Origin of the sequence: Agrobacterium leguminum (assembly GCF_015704895.1) — a bacterium.
Lineage (GTDB): Bacteria > Pseudomonadota > Alphaproteobacteria > Rhizobiales > Rhizobiaceae > Agrobacterium > Agrobacterium leguminum.
Genome location: NZ_JADQWB010000009.1, coordinates 157840 through 173641, shown reverse-complemented (window position 1 = coordinate 173641; position 15802 = coordinate 157840). Strand labels below are relative to the sequence as shown.

The following is a 15802-nucleotide window of genomic DNA, read 5'->3' as shown; positions in this document are numbered from 1 at the left end:
GCACGCGCCGCCTTCCACTAGGGAGACGGCTGCGGGTGGTCGAAACAACCTGAGAGGCGTCGCCGCGTTGCGGCAGCGACGCCCATGTGGCGATGTCAGCTTGTGAAGGTGAACTGTTGCGGCAGCGCCGGGCCGGGATTAGGCCAGGTCCAGCTGTCGGGTTCCGTTTCCGGCACATTGCGCAGATTGTTGCGGATGATGCCGAAACCGCCCACCGCAAGGCAGAGGCCGATTGTTTCGAACTCTTCCGCCGCAATGTCGAAGATCTGCTTCATCTTCTCGCCGCGCTTGGCAAGGTCGGCCGTCGAGCGCGCCTCATCGAACAGCTTGAAGCGCTGCTTCTGGCTTTCCGGCGGCTCTTCGCCCTTCTGGCCATTCGAGGTGTACCAGAGCGCCCACGGAATGGCGTAACGCGACCCCTGCGGATGGAAGGCGAAGAAATCGCGCGGATCGAGCATCGGATCGAGACCGCCGGGACCGGGCCAGACGGCGGCATCATGGGCGTTGTCATCGCCCCGCGTATAATAAAGCGCGCGTTCGATGGTGTTGACCTTGATGTCGACGCCGATCTGCGCCCATTGCGCCTTCACCAGTTCCAGCGCATCGACCAGATCGGGATAGAGCGTCGGGATGACGTCAATCGAGAAGAAGACAGGCTGGCCGTCAGGCCGCAACCGCATGCCGTTGCCGTTCTTCTTGTCGTAACCGGCCTTGTCGAGAAGCTCGTTCGCCTTGTCGGCGTCATATTCGGTGAATTGCCGCGCCAGCTTTTCGTTATACCAGGGATGTGTCGGGCGCGGCCCGGCCTGATATCCTTCGCTCTGGCCGAAATAGACAATGTCGATAATTTCCTGCCGGTTGAGCGCGATGGACAATGCCTGACGGAATGACTTGTCGGCAAACATCTTGCGCATTGCCGGGTCTTTGTGGGTGATGTTCAGGTAGATCTGGCACTGCTGCGCAGCAGACGGCACCAAAGTCAGCAGGCGGTAGTCACCCTTTTTCATGTTCTGCGACAGGGTCGGCTTGTTGGCGAGAACGCTGATATGGCGCTCCTGAATGTCGATCTTGCCGGAAATGACGTTCAGCATCAGCGATTCGACATCCTGCGAAATGCCGAAATTGATTTCGTCGATATAGGGCAACTGGTTGCCTTCGGTATCGACCTGCCAGAAGTAAGGGTTGCGGGTCATAACCACGCGTGTCGCACCGCCGGAATAGGGTTCTTTCACCACCCATGGATCAAGCGTCGGCTTGTCGACATTCGACCAGCGGGACGGAATTTCGATATCGCCACATTTGGCGCGGAACAGCTCGGTCCAGCTGGAGACACCCGCCGCCTTCACATCGGCATCGAGCGCCGTGTTGTATTTCGGCAGGAACTTGCTGCAATAGTGTTTGGGAAACAGCGTCGGATGCTGGCCGAGCGGCGTGGCGAGATTTTCGAGATAAAGCGCATTCGGCGCTGCGAATTTGAACTTTACCGTGAAATCGTCGACTTTTTCGACATCGACCGCCTTGCCGGCCACGGAAAGCTGCGCCGGCGTGGCGCTGTAAAGCTCCTTGTTCTTGATGCAGTCCTCAATGGCGAAGACCACGTCATCGGCTGTGAAGGGGTGGCCGTCCGACCATTTTGCGCCCTCCAGCAAATGGAAGGTGAATTGCGAGGCATCGTCGTTGACTTCCCATTTCACCGCAAGGTTCGGCAGAACCTCAGTGAAATCCATGTTCCAGCGGACAAGGCCCTGATTGCCGACCATGCGCAGGATGCCGTTATGGTCCGACGAACCGCGCAGGCCACGGCGCAATGTACCGCCATAGGTGCCGATTTTCTCGTGCGGCGTCACCACCATCGGATTTTTCGGCAGACGTTCGGCCAAAGGCGGCAATTTGCCGTCCTTTACCAGCGCCTCCAGTTCCGGCGCCTGTTTGCCGGCAGCAGCCCGCGCCGAGGTCCCGATGACGGAAAGGGCGGCCACGCCGCCAACACCCGCCATAAAGGTTCGGCGCGTTACGCCCAGTGAAAATGCTTCGCCATCGCGCATCGACAATCCTCCCAAAAAATCACCGGCAGCGAGACGGCTTTCACCGAACCGCGACGGCCCTCCCGGCCAGCCAGCACGCCGATCCTCCATCGGCAGGGGCAGACCATATGGGCGTTTTCAGATGATTACAAGTATTGACAGATTTTTACATCTTTTTTATTTGTAGGCCGGTTTTCAGGATCAGGCTTGAAGAAAAAATCGGTAGGACAGCCCCCTCGCGCACAAAAACCCCGGTATTTCTGTTGCGATTGAAATGCAGGAAACCCATTAACTTCAGCGATTTGCAACGGAAGGGCTGCTGATGGACAATCACACTGCATCTGCCGCCGCTCGAGGCGAAACTCGGCTGAGCGACATCATCTACGAAAAAATCGTCGGCATGATTTCGGACGGGCGGTTTCCCGTGAACGAGCGGCTGCCATCGGAACAGAATCTGGCGTCGCTGTTCGGCGCGTCGCGGCCGGTTGTGCGGGAAGCGCTGGAGCGGCTTCGGAACGACGAGCTTATCGTTTCGCAAAAGGGATCCGGCTCCTATGTACGCCAGCAACCGGATTCTTCCGTGTTGCAACAGGTGCCGGTCGGCTCGCTGGCCGACGTACAGCGTTTTTTTGAGTTCAGGGCCGGATTGGAGGCTTCCGCGGCTGAGCTTGCGGCGCGCAACTGGCAGGCCGCGGACAGGGTGCGTATCGAGCAGGCGATTGCCGCGCTGGAACAGTGTCTCGAGCGCAACGATCTCGGTGCTGAGGAAGACTTCGCCCTGCACGAAGCCATCGCGAAGGCGAGCCATAACCAGTTCCACATCACGGTGCGGATCTGGTTCAAGCCCCATTTCGCCATCGGCCAGTCAGTGACACGCAGCCTCAGCCTCAAGCGGACGCCGCAGCATGTGCGTGAGGTGCAGAACGAGCACACGGCCATCGTGGAAGCGATTTTTGCGCGACGCGAGCAGGCCGCGCATGACGCGATGAAAGACCACATATTGAAGGCGCGCGCCCGCATGTTTCAGGGCGTCGGCAGCTAGGCCGCACCCTGCAATGTGGAAAATAGAATCATAAAGGGCGGATGAGGGAGAGGAACCAGTGAGCCAGCCGCACATCATAGAACCGAAGCTCCGTTCCCTGATCGATACCCCGCTGAAGGTGGGCGAATCGCCTGCCTGGGACGAGCGAACCGGCGATCTGTGGTTCGTCGATATTCTCGCGCCCGCCATTTTCCGCCTGCATCCCGGCGGAAAACTCGACAGATACGACATGCCCGCCCAGGTGGGCTGTCTCGGCCTTTGCGACAATGGCTTGATCGTGGCGGGCCTCAAGACCGGCGTGCATCTTCTCGATCCCGCGAGCGGCAAGCTCGATCTTCTCTGCGACCCGGACGAGGGGCGGCCTGACAGCCGCCTCAACGATGGAAAGATTGGCCCGGACGGCCATTTCTGGGTGGGGACCCGCGACGAGGCCGCGATACAGACAGGCAATGCACGCCTCTATCGCGTCGCCCCGGATGGCGGCGTCGAATGCATCATCGATGGCGACATGCTCACATCGAACGGGCTTGCCTGGAGCCCTGACGGCAGGCGCATGTACCATTCCGACAGCAGCGGCCTCATGTATCAGGTGTTCGATTTCGATGTCGCAACGGGCAAGATCGGCCCGGCCGAACGCCTGCACGATTTCGCGCCGGATGAAGGCAGGCCGGACGGTGCTGCGACCGATTGCGAAGGCTGTTACTGGAGCGCCGGCGTTCAGGCGGGACGTCTCAACCGCTTTTCACCGGACGGCGAATTGTTCGAGGTCTACAGGCTGCCGTTCAAGGGGCCGACCATGCCGTGTTTCGGCGGTCCCGACCTCAAGACGATCTACCTCACAAGTCTCGTCACCGAGACGGACGGAATAACCACCGCAGGCACGGTTGTCGCATTCGATGCCCCGGTCGCCGGCACGCCCGTTCACAAATTCTCCATCTGAAGATGACTTTTGATCCTAAGGAACCCAGTTGATGACGACATTCGATTTTCGCCAGGCCCTGCAGGGCATCTCCGGCGTTCCGGTAACGGCTTACGATGCAAGCGGCGAAGTGGAGACCGGTGTTACCGCCGAGGTTTACGCCCGCGTCGCAAAGGCGGGCATCCACAATATCGTCGCGGCGGGCAATACCGGCGAATTCTACGCCTTGATGCCTGCGGAAATTCTGAAGGTTTATGAGGCCGCGATAAAAGGCGTCAGCGGCAAAGCCCCGGTTACGGCGGCGATTGGCCGCTCGCAGCGCGAAGCGCTCTCCATGGCGCGTCAGGCAAAAGAAATGGGCGCATCCGCCGTGATGTCGCATCAGCCGGTCGACCCTTTTGCAGCCCCGCAATCGCAGATCGACTATTTTATCGGTCTTGCGGAGGGCAGCGAATTGCCGCTGGTCGCCTATGTCCGGGCGGACGGCTTTTCGGTCGATGACATGGTAAGGCTCGCGAGCCACCCGAATGTCGCCGGCATCAAGTTCGCGACGACCGACATCATGCTTCTGTCGCGCGCGATTGCCGCTTCCGATCCGAACGGCGCTCTATATGTCTGCGGACTGGCTGAAAGCTGGGCGCCTGCCTTTGCGGCGGTTGGCGCGCGCGGCTTCACATCCGGTCTCGTCAATGTCGCGCCGCAATTTTCCCTGCAGGTTCATGACGCCCTGACGGCCGGCGATTTCCCGGCCGCACGGAAGATCATCGAAAAGATCGAATTGTTCGAACGGCTGCGGACACGATATCGTAACGGCGCAAATGTGACCGTTGTGAAGGAAGCCATGGAAATTCTGGGGATGAAGGTTGGCCCCGTTCGCGCCCCGGGACTTGCCCGTCTGGACAAAGAAGACCGCGCAACGCTCGAAGGACTGCTTGCCAGCTGGCGCTGATGGACGCCTTGCCAGCAAGCTGCACGTTTTCGCTTTGATCAGATCATATGCCGGCCATGAGCCGGCATATGCTTTCCGGGCCGATGGATGCTCAGCCGAACAGCGCAAGGCTGCTCTTCACGGTAACCCATACGCCCCACAGAAGCGGAATACCGACAGCAACCCAGGCAAGTGCCGCCTTGGTGTCCAGCCCGCCACGTCCGATGCCGAAGGAGCCTGTCGGACCGGCATTGGCGGCCGCCGTCTTTGCCTGCAGCGTCGCGACCTCCGCATCCGACATGAACCACTTGTCCGAAAGCGGCCGCACGAAAGCATTGGCCACGAGGCCGATCGCCAGCATGCCCGCCAGAATATACATGGTGCTGGTGTAGAGCGCGGGTCCTGGCGCCACACCCGCCGCGATCTGCGCTTCGCGGATGTAGTTGACGACGACCGGGCCGGCGATGCCCGCAGTCGCCCACGCCGTCAGCAGGCGGCCGTGGATTGCGCCGACGAACTGCGTGCCGAAAATATCGGCAAGATAAGCGGGAATGGTCGCAAAACCACCGCCATACATCGACAGGATGATACCGAAGGCGAGAACGAAGAGCGCCTTGTTGCCCATCGTCGCGAGCGTCGGCGCCAGCGCATAAAGAATGATGCCGAGAATGAAGAAGCAGAAATAAGTGTTCTTGCGGCCGATCTTGTCAGACATCGACGCCCAGAAGAAGCGGCCGCCGATATTAAACAGGGAAAGCAGCCCGGTGAAACCGGCAGCAATCGCCGCGATCTGTGCCTTCTGCCCGGCATCGAGATCGGCGAAGCCCACGCCGGGTAAGCCGATCAGCGAGCCCGCGAAGATTTCCTGCAGCATGGGCGAGGCCATGCCGATGACGCCGATACCCGCCGAAACGTTGAGGCACAGCACCGCCCAGATGAGCCAGAACTGCGGCGTCTTGTGCGCATCGCGCAGATGCACATGGCGATGGGTTATCATGGCGCTTTTGGCGGAAGGCGCGGTCCAGCCTTCCGGCCGCCAGCCCGATGGCGGAATGCGGTAACCGAAAGCACCCGCCATCATGAAGACGAAATAGATCAGGGCCATGACGACGAAAGTCTGCCAGACGCCGACCGAAACATCCGTCTTGAAGTTGTTCATCAGCAGATTGGCGAGCGGCGCACCGATCATCGCACCACCGCCAAATCCCATGATGGCCATGCCCGTCGCCATGCCGCGACGGTCCGGGAACCATTTGATCAGGGTCGATACGGGCGAAATATAGCCGAGGCCGAGGCCGATACCGCCGATGACGCCGGCGCCCAGCCACATCAGCCACAGTTGATGCGTGATGACGCCGATTGCCGCCACCAGAATACCGCCGCACCAGCAGCAGGCGGAAACGAAGCCGGCCTTGCGCGGCCCCACTCTTTCCAGCCAGCCGCCCCAGATGGCCGCCGAGCAGCCGAGAAGAACGAAGAAAAGCGTATAGATCCAGCCGAGATCGGCCACGCGCCAGTTGCACTCAGTGGTGAACAGCGCACCCAGAAGGGTAAGGCTGGAGCAACTGGGGTCCGTGGCCGGCAGCGCCTTCGACAGCGGCAGCCAGAACACGCTGAAGCCATAGGCCATGCCGATGCATAGATGAATGGCAAGGGCCGCCGGCGGCACCAGCCAGCGATTGAAACCCGGTCTTGCGATTATTCGTTCGCGGTCCAAAAACCCGGCTTGCGCCGCCTCTCCCGCTGTCGCACCTGCTACTGCCATTGACATTACCTCCCTCGTGGATGTCTGGACATGTCACGTTCGCCCCGCCGGGCGAACACCGATATCGCCGAACGTCCCCCGTCCGGCCGAAAGTGTGATTTTGCGGTCGCGCCGCTCAAGCCTCTGTGCTTTCCGGGACGCTCGGTTCCGAAAGGGACTCGCCCGCAATTGGTCCTTTGCCGCCCGGCGCGCCCTTGGCATCGTCGCCGAGCCCCACGGCATCGGCCGCCGGATCGTCGGGCCGCTTGATCTTCTTCGACGCGGCAAGCACAAGCGGCAGAAAATCACCGGCCCCGGCATCCACCATCTCGAAGAACCGGCGTCGCATGCGCGGTTCCCAGAACTTGTTGATGTGGGTGGCGACACCTTCGATGCGAATATCTTCCGGCTGCGACAGAAAGAACGTCGCGATCTGGTTCGCCATTCTCACCAGCTTTTCATCGGTGTGGTTGAGCAACATGACCTCTTCCCCCGCGCCGGCTGCCGCCCGACGCCTCTGTGTGTGACAGGCCGGGCGCACCCGGCCCTCCTTATTCCGCCGCTTCGAGCTTGCCGCTGATCCGCCGCGAACGGCGGCCGAGCGCATCATATTCTTCTTGCCATTCCGTCGGCCCGTTGGAAGGCGATACCTGCACGGCGGTCACCTTGTATTCGGGACAGTTGGTCGCCCAGTCGGAGAAGTCGGTAGTGATGACATTCGCCTGCGTGCCGGGATGGTGGAAGGTCGTATAGACCACGCCCGGCGCCACACGGTCGGTAATCAGCGCCCGCAGCGTCGTGTCGCCCGACCGGCTGGCGAGCTTGATCCAGTCGCCATCCTTCACGCCGCGCTGTTCGGCGTCGTGCGGATGGATTTCGAGCCGATCCTCCTCATGCCAGACAACGTTTTCCGTGCGCCGTGTCTGCGCGCCGACATTGTATTGCGACAGGATGCGGCCGGTGGTGAGCAGCAGCGGGAACCGCGGCCCCGTGCGTTCGTCCGTCGCCACATATTCGGTGCGGATGAACTTGCCCTTGCCGCGCACGAAACCGTCCACATGCATGATCGGCGAACCATCCGGGAATTTCTCGTTGCAGGGCCACTGCACCGAGCCCTTTTCTTCCAGATAGTCGTAGGAAACACCGGCAAAGCTCGGTGTCGTCGCCGCGATCTCGTCCATTATCTCGGACGGATGCGCGTAATTCCACGCAAGACCCATGGCCTGCGCCAGCTTCTGCGTCACTTCCCAGTCGGCATAACCGTTCTTCGGGGACATGACCTTGCGGACGCGGTTGATGCGGCGCTCGGCATTGGTGAAGGTGCCGTCCTTTTCGAGGAAGGTGGAGCCCGGCAGGAAGACATGGGCGTAATTCGCCGTCTCGTTCAGGAAGAGATCGTGCACCACGACGCATTCCATCGCGGCGAGACCGGCAGAGACGTGCTTCGTATCCGGATCGGACTGGAGAATATCCTCGCCCTGAATATAGATGCCCTTGAAGCTGCCATCCACGGCCGCATCGAGCATGTTGGGAATACGCAGCCCCGGCTCGTTGTTGAGTTTCACGCCCCAGAGTTTCTCGAAGATGTCGCGCGTGGCATCGTCGGAAATATGCCGATAGCCCGGAAGCTCGTGCGGGAAAGACCCCATGTCGCAGGAGCCCTGAACATTGTTCTGACCGCGTAGCGGATTGACCCCCACGCCGGGGCGGCCGATATTGCCAGTCGCCATGGCGAGATTGGCGATTGCCATCACCGTGGTAGACCCCTGGCTGTGTTCGGTGACACCGAGCCCGTAATAGATGGCGCCATTGCCACCCCTGGCATAAAGACGTGCGGCGCCGCGCACCTCTTCCGCCGGCACGCCAGTGAAGCTTTCGGTTTCTTCCGGGCTATGCTGGGGTTCGGCGACGAAAGCGGCCCAATCCTCGAATTCCGACCAGTCGCAGCGCTCGCGAATGAAGGCTTCGTTGAACAGGCCTTCCGTGACGATGACATGCGCAAGCGCCGTCAGCACCGCGACATTCGTTCCGGGCTTCAGCGGCAGGTGGAAGGACGCCTCCACATGCGGCGTGCGGACGAGATCGATACGGCGCGGATCGATGACGATCAGCTTCGCGCCCTGTCGCAGCCGCTTTTTCAGCCGCGAACCGAAAACAGGATGTCCATCCGTCGGATTGGCGCCGATGACCAGCACCACATCGGACTGCTCGACGCTATCGAAATTCTGCGTGCCGGCGGAGGTGCCGAAAGCCTGGCCGAGACCGTAGCCGGTCGGCGAATGGCAGACGCGGGCGCAGGTATCGACGTTGTTATTGCCGAAGCCGGCGCGGATGAGTTTCTGGACGAGGAAGGTTTCTTCGTTCGTGCAGCGGGACGAGGTGATGCCCCCGATGGATTCCCGGCCATATTGACCCTGGATACGCCGGAACTCCGACGCGACATGGGAGAAGGCCTCCTCCCACGTGACTTCCCGCCATGGATCGCTGATCTTTTCGCGGATCATCGGGTTGAGAATGCGGTCCCTGTGGGTGGCATAACCATAAGCGAAGCGGCCCTTGACGCAGGAATGGCCGCGATTGGCCTGCCCGTCCTTCCACGGCACCATGCGTACCAGCTCTTCACCGCGCATTTCCGCCTTGAAGGAGCAGCCGACACCACAATAGGCGCAGGTCGTGACCAGCGAATGTTCCGGCTGGCCAATTTCGATCACCGATTTTTCAGTAAGCGTCGCCGTCGGACAAGCCTGCACGCAGGCGCCGCAGGAAACGCAGTCGGAATCGAGGAACGCCTCATGTGCACCGGGCGATACTCGGCTTTCGAAACCGCGCCCTTCGATCGTCAGCGCGAAGGTGCCCTGCACTTCCTCACAGGCGCGCACGCAACGCGAGCAGACGATGCATTTGGAAGGATCGTAGGTAAAATAGGGATTGCTCTCGTCCTTCGGCATCCAGCGGGCATTGAGATCGCCATCGCCGGTGCGGGCCTTGACGTGGTTGTCGCCTTCGTAACCGTAACGCACATCGCGCAGGCCAACGGCGCCGGCCATATCCTGCAGTTCGCAATCGCCATTGGCGGCGCAGGTCAAACAGTCGAGCGGGTGATCGGAGATATAAAGCTCCATCACGCCCTTGCGAATCTGCTTCAACCGCTCGGTCTGCGTGTGCACGACGAGACCGGGGGCGACAGGCGTGGTGCAGGAGGCAGGGGTACCGTTGCGGCCCTCCACCTCGATCAGACAGAGGCGGCAGGAACCGAAGGCATCCACCATGTCGGTGGCGCAGAGTTTCGGAACATCGATACCCGCTTCCCGCGAGGCGCGCATGATCGAGGTTCCCGCAGACACAGTCACCTGCCTGCCGTCGATGGTGAGCGTCACCATGTCCGTTGCGTGGGATTTGGGGGTTCCATAGTCGAATTCTGTCACAAGGGCCATGGTCTTACTCCGCCGCTTCAACACGTGGGGTGGGGGCAAAATCATCAGGAAAATGCCGGAGTGCGCTCATGACGGGATAGGGCGTGAAACCGCCGAGCGCACAGAGCGAACCGAATTTCATGGTTTCGCAGAGGTCTGCGAGGAGTGCCGTATTTTTTTCCCGCTCGATGCCGAGCGCAATCCTGTCCACCGTCTCGACGCCGCGTGTGGAGCCGATGCGACAGGGCGTGCACTTGCCGCAGCTTTCGACGGCGCAGAATTCCAGCGCGAACCGGGCCTGATGCAGCATATCGGCGGTATCGTCGAAAACCACGATACCCGCATGGCCGATCAGGCCGCCGGCGGCGGTGAAGGCCTCATAGTCGAAGATCGTGTCAAACAGCGAAACCGGGAAATAGGCCCCGAGCGGACCGCCCACCTGTACCGCCTTGACGGGGCGCCCGGTGACCGTGCCGCCACCGATATCATTGACGAGCTGCCCGAGCGGCAGGCCGAAAGCGATCTCATAAAGCCCGCCATGCCTGATGTTTCCGGCAAGCTGGATGGGGATGGTGCCATGCGAGCGGCCGACGCCGAAATCGCGATAGAATGCTGCACCACGATCCATGATGACCGGAATGGAGGCGAGCGAAATCACATTATTGACGACGGTGGGCCTGCCGAACAGGCCCTGTAAAGCAGGAAGCGGCGGCTTGGCGCGCACGGTTCCGCGCTTGCCTTCCAGACTGTTCAGAAGCGAGGTTTCCTCGCCGCAGACATAGGCGCCGGCACCCATGCGCACTTCGAGATCGAAGGCCCGCCCGGAACCGAGCACGGATGGGCCGATGATGCCTTCGCGGCGGGCGATCTCGATCGCCTGCTCCATGACCTTGATGGCGTAAGGATATTCCGAGCGCGTATAGATGAAACCTTTCGTCGCGCCGACGGCGAGGCCGGCAATCGCCATGCCTTCGATCAGCACGAAGGGATCGCCTTCCATGATCATGCGGTCGGCGAAGGTGCCGCTGTCACCTTCATCGGCATTGCAGACGATGTATTTCTGGTCGGCGACCGCATCGGCGACGGTCTTCCATTTGATACCGGTCGGGAAACCCGCGCCGCCACGTCCGCGCAGGCCGCTTTCGGTCACTTGCGCAACGATATCGGCCGGCGCCATGGCGACGGCTTTTTCGAGGCCTTTCAAGCCCTGATAGGCGCGGTAATCCGCAAGCGACAATGGATCGGTAACGCCGCAGCGGGCAAATGTCAGGCGCGTCTGGCTTTTCAGGAACGGAATGTCCTTCGTCGGCCCGAGACAGAGGCGATGCTCGCCGCCGTTGAGAAAACCCGCATCGAAAAGCGAGGCAACGTCGCTGGCCTTGACCGGCCCATAGGCAATACGGCCATGTTCGGTGCGCACTTCCACCAGCACTTCAAGCCAGAGCATGCCGCGCGAGCCATTACGTACAATATGCACATCGAGATTGCGGATGGCCGCCTCGCGGCCGATCGCTTCGGCGACACGGTCTGCGCCAACGGCAAGCGCGGCGGAATCGCCAGGAACAAAAACGGTGACACTCATCGGCGCGCCTCCGCCAGAATGTCGCCGAGACAGTGCTCGTCCAGTCGTGCGTGAAGCTCGCCATCCAGCATCAGCGCGGGCGCCTGTGCGCAAAGCCCGAGACAGAAGACCGGCTCCAGCGTGACGGAACCGTCGGCTGCCGTTTCGTGCCAGTCAAGGCCGAGCCGGTTCTTGATGGTGTCCGCAAGAGGCTCGCCACCCATCGACTGGCAAGCCTCGGCGCGACAGAGCTTCAGCACATGCCGGCCGGACGGATGATCGCGAAAATCAGGATAGAAGGTCACGACGCCATGAACCTCGGCGCGCGATATATTCAGCGCGGATGCAACGATCTGCTTAGCGCTTTCCGGTATGTAGCCGAATTCTTCCTGCACCGCGTGCAGAATGGGCAGCAATGGCCCCTCCAGGTGGAGAAGTTCGTCAATGATAGCGGAAACACGGGCCGCCTCATCTGCGGCAACCGCACGGATATTCATGAGCCAGTCCTCCCAAACCGACAGGGGCAGGTATGGCGAGCGGCACATGTTTCAGTGCCAGCGCAGCCCCTGCATGGTTCGGGAGAATGGCGAGGTCGGCCGGATCAGGTCAATAATGTGTTTTCGTCAACCGATAGGAAATTCCTATCAAAAACCATCGCCGCTGCGCGCTGACGTGCCTCATGAAGAAGCGCGGAAACAAGCGGCGTGTGTGGTTCGCGATAGGTCGCAATCAGCCCCACCAGATGTTCCGCATCCGGCTCGGTGATCGGTATCATTCTGATCTGTTTTGGAAAACCGAATGATTCCGCTATGTTACGCGGCATTATTGAAGCCCATTGTCCGGTTCGGATATGCGAAAACAGCACAATCATGGAGTTGGACTCCAATGTCGGTTTTACCTCTACGCCCGCTTCGGCCATATGCTTGTTGATGATGCGGCGGTTCTGCATATCCGAAGTCAATAGGCATAACCTAAGACCTGAAACCTGCTTCCAGGTAACGCTTTCCTGATCGGCGAGCGGCGTTCCGGCTGCCGCAATCAGGTGATATCGCTCCGAATAAAGCGGTACCGTGGTCACTCGGCCAAGAGGTTCATTGTCGAGATAGCTGATTCCCGCATCGATCTCGAGGTTTTCGATCTGGCTCAGGACCTGAAGCGAGGTGCGTGACGTCACGGAAAAGGTCACGTCGGGATGCCGCGCCTGAAAGGATTCCGTCAATCGCGGCACCATCGCAAGCGCCGTCGGAATGACCGCAAGGCGGATGTGGCCCGCCAGCCCCTTGCGCGCCGCCCGCATTTCCTCACGCATGGTGCGCGTATCGGCGACGATGCGACGCGCCCATTCGAGAACACGCTGACCTTCCGGCGTCAGCCCCTGATAACGCGCCGCACGCACCACAAGAACGACACCAAGCTGATCCTCCAGCTGCCGGATCGCGGCCGAGAGACTGGGTTGGGAAACGCCGCACTCCTCCGCCGCGCGGCCAAAATGCCCTGCGCGCGCCAATGCAATGAAAAATTCCAGCTTGTCGATCATGCGTCCTCCCGCGTCGCTCGCGACCCTGCGGATGGTGCGAGCAGGAGAACACTAGAACGAGGCGGGGAAGCCCGCAAATGGGTGCCGTTGTTTTCCTGAAATCGCGCGGGGTGGCAAGACTGGATTCCGTCAGGCATAGGCAGTCATGGGCGTCGACGTTCGGTCAACCGCTCCAACCACACTGGACGCAGCTTATGGCGGCATTGACCCATCCGTCGTTTCGCCTCCTGCCGCACAGCACCGGGAAGCGAAACCAATCGTCATCGCCGCCTCGATGCCCTGCCCTCTCATTTTCTCGAGTTTGCGGCGGCAGGCAAAAGGTATTCGGCGCTTCAGCCGCAAGAACCTTCACTCGCCATCCGGCTTGATGAAGTCGGTCATCGCGGGCGCCTTGAGGACGAATTGGCGATCCGAGCTGATGTAATTATCGGCATGCAGGCGCGCAATCGGCTGATATCGGTCCGGATCGACATAACGCCCCTCCGCATCGAGGCAATCCTTGTGGACATGCATGTGCACGACTTCGCCCAATACCAGGGTACGACGCGGATAATCGATCAGGCGCTCCACACGGCATTCGAAGGCGCAGGGCGATTCCGCCGCAAAGCTCGCATCGATCTTGCTGCAGGGCGTGGCCGTCAATCCGGCAATTGAAAGTTCATCCACTTCGCTGTCGAAACCGAGGCCGCAGACAAGCATTTGTTCGGACAGAGCCATATCGACCATGTTGATGACGAATTCGCCGGTGCGACGAATATTAGCCATCGTATCCTTCTCCTCGCCCGTCACACGCGGCTGGATGCCGAGAACAACGATCGGCGGATCATGGGAGAAAACGTTGAAAAAGCTCATCGGCGCGGCATTGTTGTGGCCAGCGGCCGAGCGCGTCGTGACAAGCGCTATCGGCCGTGGACCGATAAAATTGGTCAGCAAACGATAACGGCTCTGCGGCTCAAGCGAGGTAAAATCGAATTCCATGGGAGCACCTGATTTATTGTATACAATAATATTTCATATTGCAGACAATTACTCAATCGTTCTCATCACGGGATAGCCGATTTTACTGCATAACGTTTGGGGGCTAAGAAGGAGCAGCGAGCTCATACTCACTCTCCAACTCCATGGATAGGCCCGCCATCCACGCATCGACTATAAGCGTAAAAACTCCCCGGCCTGGAGGGGTCCGGGGAGTAAACCTGACATCATGTCAGAAACTTTGACTGAAGCTAGTTACTCACCCGTTCGGAAACGGGGTGGATCTGAGTTGTCTAACCCTACTATGCTTTTTGTAGACTATTAGAACGCGCGCTGCAGGCGAACGAAACCGGTCCAGCTGTCACCGGCACCGCTGTCGATCCCCTCGCGGCCGTCTACGTCCTGATAGGTGGCCGAGACGAGCGTGGAGAGACCGGAAGTGATCTTGTAGCTGGCAGCTACGCCGGCGCGCCATGCGTCGCGGTCACCGATAAAGTCGCCGTTGGTGCCGATGTCGAGGCCGCGTGCGTATTGTACGCCGGGGGTGATGGTGAGCTTATCGCTCGCCTTGATGGCGTATTCAGCCGCAACCGTCCATTCGGACTCTTCGTAATATGCGTTTGCACCAGAAGCCCAAACGCCGGAGAGACCGAAAGTTCCGGGACCAACCTCAGCGAACAAGATGGCGCGGATCGCACCGTTCTCGGCATTCGTGTCATAGCCACCAAGCAGGTTCGCTTTGACAGCACCGAACTTACCACCAACAATCGCACTCACGCCGACGTTGTTAGAGTTGGCGTTTCCGTTAAGCTGCGTCCAGTTGCGCTGCGTCACACCAAAGTTGTTGGGGCCTGCGCCAGCGACGACATTTTCAAGTTCTTCAACGGCCAGACCGGCATAGAACGAACCCGCATCGTAAGTGTAACGCACAGCGTTGAGGCGTGTACGATTGGAACTGAGGTTGTCGACCTCGCCATTGAGGCCATCATCCCACCAGTTCAGATACTGACCAACCTTCAGACCACCGAGTTCGATAAATGCTTGGTGAACCGAAACCGAGCTAGCAGAACCCGCAGCATTGTCTGCGTCGCCACGGAAGCCGATGAAGCCACGCAGAGCGCCGAGTTCGGTGTCAGTACGAGTATCAACTTCGAACTGAGCGCGCGTGAAGGCATCCCAGTCGGAGCGACCGCCATTGGCGGTAGAGGTTGTACCATTTGCGTCCCCGGTACGATTAAAGTCTACTTGGAAACGCACGTAACCTTGAAACTTCAGGCAGGTTTCGGTGCCGGGGATGTAGAAGAAGCCGGTGCCGAAAGCGTCGCAGACGCGAACATATTCCATGGGCTCGGGCTCGGCAGCGACGATGGCGTCAGCGGCCTGTGCGCCGGATACTGCTGCGAGAGCCGCAGCGGAGCCGATCAGAAGGCTCTTGATGTTCATTTGTAATCTCCAGTCAAAAATTTTTCAACGAATGCGCAAATTTGAGGGCTGGTCTTTTCCCTGCCGCCCTGTTCCCTGCGCTGATTCAGCAAATGACAGAAGTTGCTGCAGACTCGCAATTTAAATCGACGCAATACAAATACAGATAAAGTAAGCATTTTAATTTCGTAGTAAAATTACAACAAGTTAATAGTTTAAAATATAATATTTTGAATT

Annotated in this window: 12 protein-coding genes; 3 read left to right on the top strand and 9 right to left on the bottom strand. The window is 59.9% G+C overall.

All coding sequences use genetic code 11. From position 1 onward, the window contains the following. Positions 1-95 precede the first annotated feature (95 nt). Entirely contained in the window at positions 96-2045 is a 1950-nt protein-coding gene (locus I3J13_RS15390) for an ABC transporter substrate-binding protein (RefSeq protein WP_035260480.1), read from the bottom strand. 301 nt (positions 2046-2346) lie between these two features. On the opposite strand from I3J13_RS15390, the gene I3J13_RS15385 reads away from it, so the two are divergent. Genes I3J13_RS15385 through I3J13_RS15375 form a run of 3 tightly spaced genes read left to right on the top strand, consistent with a single transcriptional unit; the run spans position 2347 to position 4934 of the window. Continuing rightward, positions 2347-3066 carry a FadR/GntR family transcriptional regulator gene (locus I3J13_RS15385; protein WP_003521683.1) on the top strand — a complete coding sequence of 240 codons (720 nt, stop codon included), beginning with the start codon at positions 2347-2349 and terminating at the stop codon, positions 3064-3066. 58 nt (positions 3067-3124) lie between these two features. After that, positions 3125-4006, top strand: a complete 882-nt coding sequence (locus I3J13_RS15380) for an SMP-30/gluconolactonase/LRE family protein (protein WP_196379351.1) — start codon at positions 3125-3127, stop codon at positions 4004-4006. A gap of 31 nt (positions 4007-4037) precedes the next feature. Then, complete coding sequence (locus tag I3J13_RS15375; protein ID WP_196379350.1) at positions 4038-4934, top strand: dihydrodipicolinate synthase family protein; 897 nt, start codon at positions 4038-4040, stop codon at positions 4932-4934. Between the two features lie 91 nt (positions 4935-5025). Here I3J13_RS15375 and I3J13_RS15370 read toward each other — a convergent pair whose 3' ends face one another. The 8 genes from I3J13_RS15370 to I3J13_RS15335 form a co-directional block, all read right to left on the bottom strand. Further along, a complete protein-coding gene (locus I3J13_RS15370; protein ID WP_003521686.1) occupies positions 5026-6678 on the bottom strand; it encodes an OFA family MFS transporter in 1653 nt (550 codons plus the stop codon). 115 nt (positions 6679-6793) lie between these two features. Further along, positions 6794-7138 (bottom strand): formate dehydrogenase subunit delta, encoded by a 345-nt coding sequence (locus I3J13_RS15365; protein ID WP_065657700.1) that lies wholly within the window; start codon positions 7136-7138, stop codon positions 6794-6796. Between the two features lie 70 nt (positions 7139-7208). Continuing rightward, positions 7209-10091 (bottom strand): formate dehydrogenase subunit alpha, encoded by a 2883-nt coding sequence (gene fdhF, locus I3J13_RS15360; protein ID WP_196379349.1) that lies wholly within the window; start codon positions 10089-10091, stop codon positions 7209-7211. A 4-nt stretch (positions 10092-10095) separates the two neighbouring features. Continuing rightward, positions 10096-11652, bottom strand: a complete 1557-nt coding sequence (locus tag I3J13_RS15355; protein WP_196379348.1) for a formate dehydrogenase beta subunit — start codon at positions 11650-11652, stop codon at positions 10096-10098. Continuing rightward, positions 11649-12128, bottom strand: coding sequence for a formate dehydrogenase subunit gamma (locus I3J13_RS15350; RefSeq protein ID WP_196379347.1), 480 nt, complete (start codon positions 12126-12128; stop codon positions 11649-11651). The genes I3J13_RS15355 and I3J13_RS15350 overlap by 4 nt, the downstream gene beginning before the upstream one ends. A gap of 104 nt (positions 12129-12232) precedes the next feature. Beyond that, positions 12233-13168: a LysR family transcriptional regulator gene (locus I3J13_RS15345; protein ID WP_020810591.1), complete on the bottom strand. Its 936-nt coding sequence runs from the start codon at positions 13166-13168 to the stop codon at positions 12233-12235. Between the two features lie 348 nt (positions 13169-13516). Beyond that, entirely contained in the window at positions 13517-14146 is a 630-nt protein-coding gene (locus I3J13_RS15340; RefSeq protein WP_196379346.1) for a flavin reductase family protein, read from the bottom strand. A 318-nt stretch (positions 14147-14464) separates the two neighbouring features. Next, on the bottom strand, positions 14465-15586 hold the full coding sequence (locus I3J13_RS15335; protein WP_196379345.1) for a porin: 1122 nt from the start codon (positions 15584-15586) through the stop codon (positions 14465-14467). Positions 15587-15802: the final 216 nt, after the last annotated feature.